At 72.9% G+C, this 12,982-nt stretch carries 14 protein-coding genes; 6 read left to right on the top strand and 8 right to left on the bottom strand.

Translation table 11 applies throughout. The annotated features are described in order from the left end of the window. Window positions 1–42 precede the first annotated feature (42 nt). The 6 genes from ABTY20_RS02495 to ABTY20_RS02470 form a co-directional block, all read right to left on the bottom strand. Window positions 43–1,314, bottom strand: coding sequence for an HD-GYP domain-containing protein (locus tag ABTY20_RS02495; RefSeq protein ID WP_351995162.1), 1,272 nt, complete (start codon window positions 1,312–1,314; stop codon window positions 43–45). After that, window positions 1,311–2,711, bottom strand: a complete 1,401-nt coding sequence (locus tag ABTY20_RS02490; protein ID WP_351995344.1) for an HD-GYP domain-containing protein — start codon at window positions 2,709–2,711, stop codon at window positions 1,311–1,313. The genes ABTY20_RS02495 and ABTY20_RS02490 overlap by 4 nt, the downstream gene beginning before the upstream one ends. A gap of 146 nt (window positions 2,712–2,857) precedes the next feature. After that, window positions 2,858–3,160, bottom strand: coding sequence for a mycothiol system anti-sigma-R factor (rsrA, locus tag ABTY20_RS02485; RefSeq protein ID WP_351995161.1), 303 nt, complete (start codon window positions 3,158–3,160; stop codon window positions 2,858–2,860). Next, on the bottom strand, window positions 3,157–3,843 hold the full coding sequence (gene sigR, locus ABTY20_RS02480; RefSeq protein WP_351995160.1) for an RNA polymerase sigma factor SigR: 687 nt from the start codon (window positions 3,841–3,843) through the stop codon (window positions 3,157–3,159). The genes rsrA and sigR overlap by 4 nt, the downstream gene beginning before the upstream one ends. Window positions 3,844–4,152: 309 nt before the next feature. Continuing rightward, entirely contained in the window at window positions 4,153–4,830 is a 678-nt protein-coding gene (locus ABTY20_RS02475; RefSeq protein ID WP_351995159.1) for an alpha/beta hydrolase family protein, read from the bottom strand. Window position 4,831: 1 nt separating this feature from the next. Further along, window positions 4,832–5,647: an SOS response-associated peptidase gene (locus ABTY20_RS02470; RefSeq protein WP_351995158.1), complete on the bottom strand. Its 816-nt coding sequence runs from the start codon at window positions 5,645–5,647 to the stop codon at window positions 4,832–4,834. 59 nt (window positions 5,648–5,706) lie between these two features. On the opposite strand from ABTY20_RS02470, the gene ABTY20_RS02465 reads away from it, so the two are divergent. From ABTY20_RS02465 to ABTY20_RS02450, 4 genes are all read left to right on the top strand, one after another. After that, entirely contained in the window at window positions 5,707–6,429 is a 723-nt protein-coding gene (locus tag ABTY20_RS02465) for a M50 family metallopeptidase (protein ID WP_351995343.1), read from the top strand. Between the two features lie 117 nt (window positions 6,430–6,546). Further along, complete coding sequence (aroA, locus tag ABTY20_RS02460; protein WP_351995157.1) at window positions 6,547–7,887, top strand: 3-phosphoshikimate 1-carboxyvinyltransferase; 1,341 nt, start codon at window positions 6,547–6,549, stop codon at window positions 7,885–7,887. Between the two features lie 9 nt (window positions 7,888–7,896). Beyond that, entirely contained in the window at window positions 7,897–8,907 is a 1,011-nt protein-coding gene (rsgA, locus tag ABTY20_RS02455) for a ribosome small subunit-dependent GTPase A (protein ID WP_351995156.1), read from the top strand. A 109-nt stretch (window positions 8,908–9,016) separates the two neighbouring features. After that, entirely contained in the window at window positions 9,017–9,340 is a 324-nt protein-coding gene (locus ABTY20_RS02450) for a DMT family transporter (RefSeq protein WP_351995155.1), read from the top strand. A 7-nt stretch (window positions 9,341–9,347) separates the two neighbouring features. Here the strand turns inward: ABTY20_RS02450 and ABTY20_RS02445 are convergent, their stop codons facing one another. Then, entirely contained in the window at window positions 9,348–9,959 is a 612-nt protein-coding gene (locus ABTY20_RS02445; protein WP_351995154.1) for a TetR/AcrR family transcriptional regulator, read from the bottom strand. A gap of 128 nt (window positions 9,960–10,087) precedes the next feature. Between ABTY20_RS02445 and hisN the strand changes: the two genes are divergently transcribed. Together hisN and ABTY20_RS02435 are read left to right on the top strand one after the other, a co-directional pair. Beyond that, on the top strand, window positions 10,088–10,888 hold the full coding sequence (gene hisN, locus ABTY20_RS02440) for a histidinol-phosphatase (protein WP_351995153.1): 801 nt from the start codon (window positions 10,088–10,090) through the stop codon (window positions 10,886–10,888). Window positions 10,889–11,058: 170 nt separating this feature from the next. Next, the gene (locus tag ABTY20_RS02435) at window positions 11,059–11,460 is read left to right on the top strand and encodes a CBS domain-containing protein (RefSeq protein WP_351995152.1); all 402 of its coding nucleotides are present in this window, start codon (window positions 11,059–11,061) and stop codon (window positions 11,458–11,460) included. 69 nt (window positions 11,461–11,529) lie between these two features. Here the strand turns inward: ABTY20_RS02435 and ABTY20_RS02430 are convergent, their stop codons facing one another. Then, window positions 11,530–12,981 carry a catalase gene (locus tag ABTY20_RS02430; protein WP_351995151.1) on the bottom strand — a complete coding sequence of 484 codons (1,452 nt, stop codon included), beginning with the start codon at window positions 12,979–12,981 and terminating at the stop codon, window positions 11,530–11,532. Between the last annotated feature and the right edge of the window lies 1 nt (window position 12,982).

Genomic DNA, 12,982 nt, shown 5'->3' with positions numbered 1-12,982 from the left:
GCGGACGCTCATTACCCATGGGTTACCCAGCCTCGGCCGGGGTCAGACAGTCCCGTCCGCGGTCCCCGCCACGATCGGCCCTTCGTGTTCACGCGTCCCCTCCGTGTTCCGTGCCAGCACCCGGGCCAGCGCTTCGACCACCTCCGGCGCGTACTCCTCGGCGGTGCCCAGACGCAGTTCCTCCATCGCGGCCAGCGGCCCGCCGGGCCCTCCTTCCCGGGACTTCTCCTCGTACGCGTTGACCACCCGGACGATGCGCGCGGCGAGCGGCTGATCCCGGTGGGGGTCGGCCTGGCGTTCGACGATCGCCGCCACGCGCGGATCCACTCCGGTCCGGCGTACCACGGCGCCGCCGAGCAGGGCGATCCGCCGCTGCTCACCGGCGGGCAGGGCGGCGGTGGCACCAGCGGGGACCGGGTCGACGAGGCTGAGCTGGCCGATGTCGTGCATCAGGGCGGCGTACTCCAGCACGGTCAGTTCGGGCTCGGTCAGCCCGAGGTCCCGGCCCACCGCCCGGCTGAGTCCGGCGACCCGGCGGGCGTGCCCGGCCGGGGTGTACCCGGCGATCTCGGTGGCCCGCGCGAGGGAGGTGATGGTCTGCCGGTAGGTGGCGCGCACGGCGGCGTACCGCCGGTAGGACAGCTGGGCGAGCAGCAGGGGCACGGAGAAGACCGGCAGCGCCCACAGCCCCACGACCGCGACCCCGAGCGCCATCACCGCGCCCGTGGCGATGACGGCGGCCCCGATGCCGGACACGGCCCGCAGTTCGTCGCGCAGCGCCGGCAGGAAGGGCCGGCCGGTGCGGGAGCGGGCCTGCACGGCGGCGAGCACGGCGTCGCACAGCGCGGTGAGGGACAGCAGGGCGAGCAGCAGCAGCGCGTGGGCGGGGCCTCCCCAGCCGTCGAAGGCGCCCCGGCCGTGCAGCGGCTGGAAGCACACGGCGGCGAATCCGACGGTCAGGACCCGGCGGGCCGGGGGGTCGAGGGCGGGACCGTCGCCGCGCCCGACGTGCGGCACGCTGCCGAGCAGCGACGCGGCGAGCACCACGGTGACGACCTGGGCGGCGCCGTGGTGGGTGGGCCGCCCCGCGATCCCGCCGAGCAGCGCGTACGACAGCGAGCCGGCGGCGGCGAGCGGCGCGGCCCGGCCGATCCGTGTCCCGTCACGCCGGGTGAACTCGCCGACGGCGATGAGCACCCCGAAGGCGAGGGCGGCACCGCGTTCCTCGACGCCGTGGTAGAGGGTGACGCCGAGGGAGCCGGCCGCGAGGGCGGCGGCGCACAGGTGCACGACGGTGTGGAGCCGGGGCGTCACCGGCGCGCTCCGGACCGGCCCGCGACCGGTGCGGCGGGCCCCGCGACGGCGGCGGACCGTGCGCCGGCGGTGTCCGGCCCGGTGTCGTCGGCGGTCACCACCGGGTGCCAGCCGGACCGGCCGACCGCCCGCGCCAGCGCGGCCACCATCCGCGGGTCGAAGTGGGTGCCCGCGCACCGCCGGAGTTCCTCCAGCGCCACGGACACGGGCCGCGCCCTGCTGTAGGAGCGGGTGGAGGTCATCGCGTCGAAGGCGTCGGCGACGGCGACCACCCGCGCGGACTCCGGGATCTGACCACCCGCCAGCCCGTAGGGGTAGCCGGTGCCGTCCAGCCGTTCGTGGTGGTGCAGCACCGCCGCGCGGGCCTCACCGAGGAAGGAGATCCCCCGCACCATCTCGTGCCCGTACTCGGGGTGCAGCTCGATCACCCGGCGCTCCTCGGGGGTCAGCGGGCCGTCCTTGGTGAGCAGCCGGGTGGGCACGCCGAGCTTGCCGACGTCGTGCAGGATGCCCGCGAAGCGGAGCACCTCGACGCGGTCGTCGTCCATGCCGAGTTCCCGCGCGATCATCATGGACGCCCGTCCGACGCGTTCGCTGTGCCCGCGCGTGTAGCCGTCCTTGATGTCGACGGCCTGGACGAGTGCGCGGATCGTCGCCCGATGGGCGTCCCGCTCCCGGTGGTACTGGGCGAACGCCCACCAGGAGACGCCCATCGGCAGCAGCACGAGCAGCGCGGCCACGGGGCCGTAGGGACTGCGCCACAGCAGCGCCATCATGAGTCCGGCGAGGCCGTGCACGGTGATCGGTACCAGCGACCCGAGGAACAGCCGCCACCAGGCGGCCGGCGCCGACGTCCGCCTCCCGCGCGGGAGCACGCCGGGCGTCCGCGCCGGGAGGCCGCCGTCCAGCAGGGTGAGCACCAGGCAGAACGCCAGCGCCGCGGCCCCGGCCGCGCCGAGTGCGCCCGGAACGTCGCAGCCCGCCACCGCCTCCCGGCCGCCGACCGCCGTGTGGATCCGGCTCGCGGCCCACACCCCCAGCACCAGCCGGGCCGCCCGCCAGAGCCTGCGCGTCCGGTACGGGCGCTGTTCCACGGGGAGCAGCAGCGCTCCGGGGAGCGCGACCAGCGCCGCGGCGGACGGCGGCAGCAGGAAGGCCCCGGCGAGCAGGACGGGGTGGAAGCTCCCACCCGGGTGCGGGGCGGCGGCCGGGCGTGACCGGGCGAGGTGCTCGCACCCGGCGTACAGCGCAGCGAGCAGGGCGAGGGCCCGCCAGGAGACGGGGACGCCGCCGGGCTGGGACACCGGGCCCCCGGGGACCAGCGGGAGCAGGCAGAACAGGGCCGGCACGGCGACGCAGGCGACATACGCGCGGACCCGTGCCGGCAACGCCTCCATGAGCCCCTCCCCGACCGTGCCCGCCGGCACTCGACCTGCCACCCCGTCAGGCTCTGGAGCCTAGGGGGACGGGAGGCGCCTCCACGGGCCGATGACCCGCGCATTAGCACGTTCGAGTGACACCGGGGCCGGGGAACCGCGGCGGGTCAGGACTCCTGCGGCGAGGCCGTGACGTCCTGGTCGGGGACGGCCTGGCCCGAGCGGATCAGCTCGATCCGGCCCATGACCTTGGAGCGCAGGTCGCCCGGCACGTCGTCCTGCCCGCAGCAGCGCTTGACCAGCTTCTTGACCGCCTGCTCGAGCCCGTACTTCTCCAGGCACGGCGAGCACTCCTCGAAGTGGTGCTCGAACTTCACGCAGTCGGAATCCGGCATCTCACGGTCGAGGAACTCGTAGAGATGACCGAGGATCTCGCTGCAATCCGTCTCGTGCGGCTCTCCGCAGCTCATGACCCCGAGCCTTTCGCTTCGTTCGACTCTCCGGCGCCGGCCGGGACCAGTCCGCGCTCGCGCGCGTAGTCCTCCAGCATGCCGCGCAGCTGACGGCGGCCACGGTGCAGCCGGGACATCACCGTACCGATGGGTGTCCCCATGATGTCCGCGATCTCCTTGTAGGCAAAGCCCTCCACATCGGCGAGGTACACCGCGATGCGGAACTCCTCGGGGATCGCCTGGAGCGCTTCCTTGACGTCCGAGTCGGGCAGGTGGTCCAGTGCCTGCGACTCCGCGGAGCGCAGACCCGTGGACATGTGCGACTCGGCGCGCGCGAGCTGCCAGTCCTCGATCTCCTCGGCCGCGCTGCGCTGGGGTTCGCGCTGCTTCTTGCGGTACGAGTTGATGAAGGTGTTGGTGAGGATCCGGTACAGCCACGCCTTGAGGTTGGTGCCCTCACGGAACTGGTGGAAGGACGCGTACGCCTTGGCGTACGTCTCCTGCACCAGGTCCTCCGCGTCGGCCGGATTGCGCGTCATGCGCAGCGCGGCCGAGTACATCTGGTCGAGGAACTCGAGCGCGTCCCGCTCGAAGCGCGCGCTGCGCTCCACGGTCGACTCCGCGCCCGTACTGCCCCGGCCCTCGGGCTGCTCCGCCCGGCCGTGTTCGGTCCCTGCGCCGGTACCGGGAACCGGACCCACCTCCTCCAGAGTTGTCGTGAGGCCGAAGGCGGCCTCACCCGAATCGGAGGATAGACGACGATCCGGTCCGGCCGCCGCCCGAACGGGAGCGGTTCTTGCCGCGTGCAGCACCGTCCAGTCCAGGTCGGCGCGTGCCGTGCGGCTCGAGTCGGGCTCTGCCGGGCGCAGTCCGTCCACGGGGCGGTGACGGGCGGCGGGAGGGCAGATGGTCGAACCCATGCGGCGGACTTCCTCTCCTACGACGGTGACGCCGTTGACCGGCGCATACGTCCCTCCCAACAGCGGGAGCCACCCGGTCATTCCCGGGGCTCATCCGAGCGTGCCGGTCCACCGGACGACCGCGTCCGTGATCAACGACACGGCCTCCTCCTGCGTGAGGTCCGCCCGCTTGGGGACGGCGAAACCGTGGTCGCCGTGGTCCACCTCGACCAGGTCGAAGCTCCCCTCGGGGAACTCCCCGGGCCTGCCGAACGGATCGTTGCCGCCCTGGACCACGAGCGTGGGCACACCGGTGCCCAGCAGTTCGCCGGCGCGGGACTTCTCGGGTCTGCCCGGCGGGTGCAGGGGGAAGCTCAGGGCGAGTACGGCGTGCGCGCCGAGTTCCGCGGCGGTGCGGCAGGCGACGCGGGCGCCGGCGCTGCGCCCGCCCGAGATCACCGGCAGACCCGGCTTCGCCAGTGCGGGCCAGACGCCCCGCCAGCCGGTGTCGAGGGTCTTCGGCGCGGGGGCCACCTTCTTGCCGGCCACCCGCCAGGGCTGTTCGACCAGGGCGACGGTCACGCCGTGCGCGGGCAGTCCGGCGGCGAGCGCCTTCAGGTCCCGGGCCTCGATGCCGCCGCCGGCGCCGTGGCCCACCGCGAGGACGAGGCGGGCGCGGTCACCTGCGCGGTGCCAGGTGACGCGGGCGGTGCCCGCGTCGGTCTCGACGGTCTCGATCGTGTCCGTGGTGTCCGTCGCGTCCGTCGTGTCTGTCGTCTCCGGGGTCACGTCAGAAGAGTGTGCCCTCTTCCGGTGCGGCCAGCTCGGTCAGCAGTTCCGGCCCGTTGTTGCGGACGTTGCTGACGGCCGTGGCGACCGGGTAGGCCCGCATCAGACCGGGGGGCGGCGGGGCGAGCAGCCCGCGCAGTTCGCCGACGTCCGTGCGGGCGGGGTCCAGCCAGGCGTCCCAGCGGTCCGGGGTGAGCATCAGCGGCATCCGCGGGTGGATCTCGGCGAGGGTGTGCGGGCCGTCCTCCGGGGACGCCGCGAGCGGGTCGGTCTCCGCCTCGGTGGTGATGACGGAGCACGTCACCCACCAGGCCCGGGGATGGTCGTCCGGCAGCGTCCCGTCCCGCCAGAACTCGTACAGTCCGGCCATGGCGAACACCGAGCCGTCGGCCGGTGTGACGAAGTAGGGCTGCTTGCGGGGCCGCTTCTTCTTCCCCTCGACCTCCAGGTCCCGCTCCTGCTTGCCGGTGACCCACTCGTAGTAACCGTCGGCGGGCAGGATGCAGCGCCGGGAGGAGAAGGCCCGGCGGTAGGACGGCTTCTCGTGGACGGTCTCCGCGCGGGCGTTGATCATCCGGGCACCGCCCTCGGGCGTCTTCGACCAGGAGGGCACCAGACCCCACTTCAGCGTCCGCAGCTGCCGAACCGGACGCGGGTCCGCCGCGTCCTTGAGGGCACGGTCGAGGACGGCGTAGACCTCCTTGGTCGGCGCCACGTTGTAATCGGGCTCCAGGGCCTCCTCCGGCTCCCACTTCTCGATCTCAAAGATTCCTGCGAGATCCTCGGGGCTGCGACTCGCTGCATACCGTCCGCACATACGTACAACACTGCCAGACTCCGCACGCGCAAGGGAGCGATCGGGAACACATGGAACGCATGGTCAGCACCGCCTCCGCCACGCTCTCCTCGCTCTGGGGCGAGGTCTCCGGCACCCAGCCCGACCCCGATGTGCGGGTGGTCGTCGCCACCCTGGTCGCGGCAGCCGCCGCCGTCGTACCGCAGAGGGTGTGGCGGCTGTCGCGGAACGCCGTCACGATCGCCCACGAGGGCGGGCACGGCCTGGTGGCGCTGCTCACCGGCCGCACGCTGACGGGGATACGCCTGCACTCGGACACCAGCGGTCTGACCGTCAGCCGCGGCAAGCCGCACGGCCTCGGCATGATCCTCACCGCCGCCGCCGGCTACACCGCTCCCCCACTGCTGGGCCTGGGCGGCGCCGCGCTGCTCGGCGCCGGCCGCATCACGCTGCTGCTGTGGCTGGCCACGGCGCTGCTGGTGGCGATGCTGGTGATGATCCGCAACGCGTACGGCGCGGTGTCGGTGCTGGTCACCGGCGGCACGTTCGTCCTGGTGTCCTGGCTGACCGGCCCCCAGGTGCAGGCGGCGTTCGCGTACGCCGTGGTCTGGTTCCTGCTGCTCGGCGGAGTGCGCCCGGCCTTCGAGCTCCAGGCCAAGCGGTCGCACGGCGGCGCGGGGGACTCGGACGCGGACCAGCTCTCCCGTCTGACCCACGTGCCGGCGGGCCTGTGGCTGTTCCTGTTCCACGCGGTGTCGCTGTGCGCGCTGCTGGGCGGCGGCAGGTGGCTGCTGGGTCTGTGAACCGCACGGCGCCCTGCCGCCGGGCCGCCGGCGGCTCCGCCGCGCGGGCTCGACCAGCCACAACGCCGCCCCACCGGACCACGGCCCGCGCCGCCTCCTCCTTATAGAGTGGACCCCATGGCCCACAACCCCGCGCACACCGCCCTCTGGCCCGCCCCGCACGCGAGCGGAGCCGTCGACGCGACGGTCCACGTGCCCGGGTCCAAGTCGGTCACCAACCGCGCCCTCGTCCTCGCCGCCCTCGCCTCCGAGCCGGGCTGGCTGCGCCGTCCGCTGCGGTCCCGCGACACCCTGCTGATGGCCGGCGCCCTGCGCGCCATGGGCGTCGAGATCGAGGAGACGGTGTCGTCCAGTTCCTCCGTCGCGGGGGGCCCGGACGCCACCGGCGAGGCCTGGCGGGTGCTCCCCACCGGCCTGCGCGGCCCGGCCACCGTCGACGTCGGCAACGCCGGCACGGTGATGCGGTTCCTGCCCCCGGTCGCCGCGCTGGCCGACGGTCCCGTCCGCTTCGACGGCGACCCCCGCTCCTACGAACGTCCCCTGAACGGCGTCATCGACGCGCTGCGCCGGCTGGGCGCCCGGATCGACGACGAGGAGCGCGGCGCGCTGCCGATGACCGTGCACGGCACGGGGGCCCTGGACGGCGGCACCGTGGAGGTCGACGCGTCCTCGTCCTCCCAGTTCGTCAGCGCCCTGCTGCTGTCCGCGCCGCGCTTCAACCAGGGCGTCGAGGTCCGCCACACCGGCGAGACGCTGCCGTCCCTGCCGCACATCCGGATGACCGTCGAGATGCTCCGCGCGGTGGGCGCCCAGGTCGACACCCCCGAGTCGGGCGGCGAGCCCAACGTCTGGCGGGTCACGCCGGGCGCCCTGCTGGGCCGGGACCTGACCGTCGAGCCGGACCTGTCCAACGCCCAGCCGTTCCTGGCGGCGGCGCTGGTGACCGGCGGCAAGGTCGTCGTCCCGGACTGGCCGGCCCGCACCACCCAGCCCGGTGACCGGCTGCGGGAGATCTTCACCGAGATGGGCGGTTCCTGCGAGCTGACCGAGTACGGGCTCGTGTTCACCGGTTCCGGGTCGGTCCACGGCATCGACGTGGACCTCGGCGAGGTCGGCGAGCTGACGCCCGGCATCGCGGCCGTGGCGGCCCTCGCCGACTCCCCCTCCACCCTGCGGGGCGTGGCCCACCTGCGGCTGCACGAGACGGACCGGCTGGCCGCGCTCACCAAGGAGATCAACGAGCTCGGCGGCGACGTCACCGAGACCGCCGACGGGCTGCACATCCGCCCGCGCCGGCTGCACGGCGGGGTCTTCCACACCTACGAGGACCACCGCATGGCCACCGCAGGCGCGGTCATCGGCCTGGCGGTCAAGGGCGTGCAGATCGAGAACGTGGCGACCACCGCGAAGACCCTGCCGGACTTCCCCGAACTGTGGACCGGGATGCTCGGGGCGTAGGGGTTCACCATGCGCCGCTACGGCAAGCACACCGACGAGGACGACATCCGCTCCCGCCCCAACCGCAAGGGCAACCGGCCGCGCACCCACACCCGGCCCAAGCACGAGGACGCCGCCCCGGGTCTGGTCCTCACCGTGGACCGGGGCCGGCTGACCTGTCTCGTCGAGGACCGGATCGTCCTGGCGATGAAGGCCCGGGAACTGGGCCGCAAGGCGGCGGTGGTCGGTGACCGGGTGGCGATCGTGGGCGACCTGTCCGGGAAGAAGGACACGCTCGCGCGGATCGTACGGATCGAGGAGCGCGCGTCGGTGCTGCGCCGGACCGCGGACGACGACGACCCCTACGAGCGGGTCGTCGTCGCCAACGCCGACCAGCTCGCCGTCGTCACCGCCCTCGCCGATCCCGAACCCCGCCCGCGGCTGATCGACCGCTGTCTGGTCGCGGCGTACGACGGCGGTCTCGAACCGCTGCTGGTGCTGACCAAGTCGGACCTGGCGCCGCCGGACAAGCTGCTGGAGCTGTACGGCGACCTCGACATCCCGTACGTGGTGACCAGCCGCGCGGAACTGGAGAGCGGCGAGGCCGCGGACCGGGTGCGGGAGCATCTGGACGGCCGGATCACCGCGTTCGTGGGGCATTCCGGGGTCGGCAAGACGACGCTGGTCAACGCGCTGGTGCCGCAGGAGCGGCGGCGTACGACCGGCCACGTCAACGCGGTGACCGGGCGGGGGCGGCACACGACGACGTCCGCGCTGGCGCTGCCGCTGGCGGGGGCGGGGGGCTGGGTGATCGACACGCCGGGGGTGCGGTCCTTCGGGCTCGCGCACGTCGACCCGTCCCGGGTGATCCACGCCTTCCCGGACCTCGAGCCCGGCACGGAGGGCTGTCCGCGCGCGTGCGGTCACGACGAGCCGGACTGCGCGCTGGACGCGTGGGTGGCCGAGGGCCACGCGGATCCGGCGCGGCTGTACTCGCTGCGACGGCTGCTGGCCACGCGGGAGCGCACGGAGGGCGACTGACCTCCGCGTTGTTTGTCGTAACCTCCGGACGGTAAGTGCATAATCGCATCGAGCCGGACCCGAACCTGACGAAGCGGTCACTGTACGTGGGAACGCGGGAGGACGACACATGGCGTGGCTGCTGGTCATAGTGGCCGGGTTGCTCGAGACCGGCTTCGCCGTGTGCCTGAAGCTGTCGCACGGCTTCACCCGGCTGTGGCCGACCGTCGCGTTCTGCGCGTTCGCGCTGGGCAGCTTCGGACTGCTGACCCTGGCGCTGAAGAAGCTGGACGTGGGACCCGCCTACGCGGTGTGGACGGGCATCGGCGCGGCGGGGACGGCCGTCTACGGCATGGTCTTCCTCGGCGATCTGGTGTCGACGCTGAAGATCGTGTCGATCACGTTCGTGATCGTCGGTGTGATCGGGCTGCAGCTGTCGGGGTCCGCGCACTGAGCCCCCGCTACGGCACCACCGGCTGCCGGTCCAGGGCATCGCGCACCAGGTCGACGACGCCGCGGTCGGCCGGGGGCGCGATGACGCAGGACAGGGCGAGGCGGAGCACCAGTTCGCAGGACCGGGCCAGGTCGGCGGTGTCGCCGCGCGGGGCGCCGGGGCCTGCCAGGACGGCGACGGCACGGTCCCGGACGAGGTTCACGAGGTCGGTGGGCGAGGGCAGCGGGCCCTCGGCGCGGCACTGCGCGGGCACGGCGGAGCCGGACCTCACGGGCGCCAGGGCCGGGGCGGGCAGGTGTTCGTTCCAGCAGCCGGTGAGCAGGGCGCGGACCAGGGCGTTCCCGCGGGCGCTCGCGGTGGTCCACTCGGCGGTCGCGGTCAGCCGGTCGCGCGGATCGCAGTGGCCGGCGAGGGCCTGGTCGACGCCGGCGAGGTAGCCGTCGGCCTCCCGGCGGACGAGGGCCCGGGCGAGACCGTCCTTGCTGCCGAACTCGTTGTACAGCGTCTGGCGGGAGACTTTGGCCTCGGCGGCCACGTCCACCATCCGCACCGCGGACCACGGACGACGCGCCAGCGCCGTGGAGGCGGCGTCCAGCAGGGATTCCCGCGCTGCAGGCATCTTCGCCTCCCTCGGGGCGAGCGGCCGACCCTGCGGTCAGGTTTGAGGCGCCGTCGGGTCCTGTCAAGGGTGCGCGGGAACCGCCCCCCGGTGGCCCCGCACCGACCTCGGCGGATACCGTTCGTGGCATGCCCGACTACCTCGACGACCTGCGTCTCGCCCACGTCCTGGCGGACGCCGCCGACGCCGCGACGATGGAACGGTTCAAGGCCCTCGACCTCAAGGTGGAGACCAAACCGGACATGACGCCGGTGAGCGAGGCCGACAAGGCCGCCGAGGAGCTCATCCGCGGCCACCTCAAACGCGCCCGTCCGAGGGACGCGGTCCTGGGCGAGGAGTACGGGGTGGAGGGCACGGGGCCGCGGCGCTGGGTGGTCGACCCGATCGACGGCACCAAGAACTACGTGCGCGGGGTCCCCGTGTGGGCCACGCTGATCTCCCTGATGGAGGCCGGCGAAGGAGGCTTCCAACCGGTCGTCGGGGTCGTCTCCGCCCCGGCCCTCGGCCGCCGCTGGTGGGCCGCGCGGGGGCACGGCGCCTACGCCGGCCGCAGCCTGTCGTCGGCCTCCCGGCTGCACGTCTCCCGCGTCTCGCGGCTCTCCGACGCCTCCTTCGCGTACTCCTCGCTCAGCGGCTGGGAGGAGCAGGGGCGCCTCGACGGCTTCCTCGACCTCACCCGCGAGGTGTGGCGCACGCGCGCGTACGGCGACTTCTGGCCGTACATGATGGTCGCCGAGGGGTCGGTCGACCTGTGTGCCGAGCCCGAGCTGTCGCTGTGGGACATGGCGGCCAACGCGATCGTGGTCACGGAGGCCGGTGGCAGTTTCACCGGGCTCGACGGCCGTCCCGGGCCGCACAGCGGCAACGCGGCCGCCTCGAACGGGCTGCTGCACGACGAGCTGCTGGGGTATCTCGACCAGCGGTACTGAGCAGCGCGGGGTGAGCGTGCGCGCCCCCGATCGGCCGCACGCGCCCCCTTGTTGGCCCCCGCTTCGCCTGCCACCCTGAGAGTCCCCCCACTTGTGAACTTGTGAAATCACGAACGAGCGGGCCCTTGCGCCTGTGAGCTCGCGTTTTCCGGTAGGAGGTGGCTCCATCCATGCTCGTCCGTGACGCCATGAGCACCGTGGTCCTCACCATCGGCCCCGCCCACACACTCCGTCAGGCCGCCGCCCTGATGTCCGCCCGGCGGGTGGGTGCGGCCGTGGTCCTCGATCCCGACGGCACCGGCACCGGCATCCTCACCGAGCGGGACGTGCTCAACTCCGTCGGACTCGGCCAGGACCCCGACACCGAGCGCGTCCACGCCCACACCACCACCGACGTCGTGTTCGCCGCTCCGTCCTGGACCCTGGAGGAGGCCGCCACCGCCATGGCCCACGGCGGTTTCCGCCATCTGATCGTCCTGGACCGGGACGAGCCCGCCGGCATCGTCTCGGTCCGCGACATCATCCGCTGCTGGGCACCGGAACGACAGCGCGCCCAGCGGATACCGGCGTAGCGGCACGGGAACGGGCCGGACCCCCAAGGGGGCCCGGCCCGCGTTCCGACAAGCGGTCCAGCGCTGGAATCAGCCGCGCAGGGCCTGGACCGCGGCCTCCAGCCGCTTGCCGAAGTCCTCGTCCGCCTGGCGGAAGTTGTTGATCGCACGGTCGGCGATCTCGTCACGCGTGACGCCGGAGATGGCGTTCGCCAGGTTCTTGACCAGGCGCTCCTTCTCCTCCTCCGTCATCAGCCGGTACAGGTTGCCCGCCTGGACGAAGTCGTTGTCCTCGGCGTGGACGGGCGTGACCGTCTCACCGGTGACGCCGCTCACCGTGACCGGCTGCCACAGCGGGCGGCCGGTCTGGGTGGGACCGCCGAAGCTGTTCGGCTCGTAGTTCTTCGCGCCGTTGTGGCGGCCGTCGTAGAGGTAGCCGTCACGGGAGTTGGTGCGCGCCTCGGTGGCGTGCGGGCGGTTCACCGGCAGCTGGTCGGCGTTGATGCCGATGCGGTAGCGCTGGGCGTCGCTGTACCCGAAGAGGCGGCCCTGGAGCATCTTGTCCGGGGAGGGGCCGATGCCCGGCACGAAGTGGGCGGGGCTGAAGGCGGACTGCTCGACCTCGGCGAAGATGTTCTGCGGGTTGCGGTTGAGCTCCAGCTTGCCGAACTCGATCAGCGGGTAGTCCGCGTGCGGCCAGACCTTGGTCAGGTCGAACGGGTTGAAGCGGTAGGTCGCCGCGTCGGCCGCCGGCATGATCTGGACGTAGGCGGTCCAGGACGGGAACTCGCCGCGCTCGATGGCCTCGCGCAGGTCCCGCTGGTGGGAGTCGGGGTCCTTGCCCGCGAGGATCTCGGCCTCTTCGGCGGTCAGGTTCTTGATGCCCTGGTCCGTCTTGAAGTGGTACTTGACCCAGAAGACCTCGCCGGCCTCGTTGTTCCACTGGTAGGTGTGCGAGCCGAAGCCGTCCATGTGGCGGTACGACGCCGGGATGCCGCGGTCACCGAACAGCCAGGTCACCTGGTGCGTGGACTCGGGCGACAGGCCCCAGAAGTCGAAGACGTTGTCCGCCTCGGTCGAGCCCGTGTACGGGTCGCGCTTCTGGGTGTGGATGAAGTCCGGGAACTTGATGGCGTCCCGGATGAAGAACACCGGGGTGTTGTTGCCGACGAGGTCGTAGTTGCCCTCCTCGGTGTAGAACTTCAGCGCGAAACCGCGCGGGTCGCGCACGGCGTCCGCGGCGCCCAGGTTGCCCGCCACCGTCGAGAAGCGCAGGAAGGTCTCCGTCTGCTTGCCGACCTCGGAGAGGAACGCGGCCCGCGTGTACTGCGTGACGTCGGCGGTCACCGTGAAGGTGCCGTAGGCACCGGCGCCGCGGGCGTGCACCACGCGCTCCGGGATGCGCTCACGGTTGAAGTGGGCCAGCTTCTCGATGAGGAGCTGGTCCTGAACGAGGACCGGGCCACCGACGCCCGCGGTCTCGCTGTTCTGGTTGTCGGCTACCGGGGCACCGGCTTCCGTAGTGAGCGGTCCCTGCGTCACG

Source organism: Streptomyces sp. NPDC126497, assembly GCF_040302425.1.
Lineage (GTDB): Bacteria > Actinomycetota > Actinomycetes > Streptomycetales > Streptomycetaceae > Streptomyces.
The sequence above is the reverse complement of the archived record's forward strand: the minus strand, read 5'-3'. Positions and strand labels throughout refer to the sequence as shown.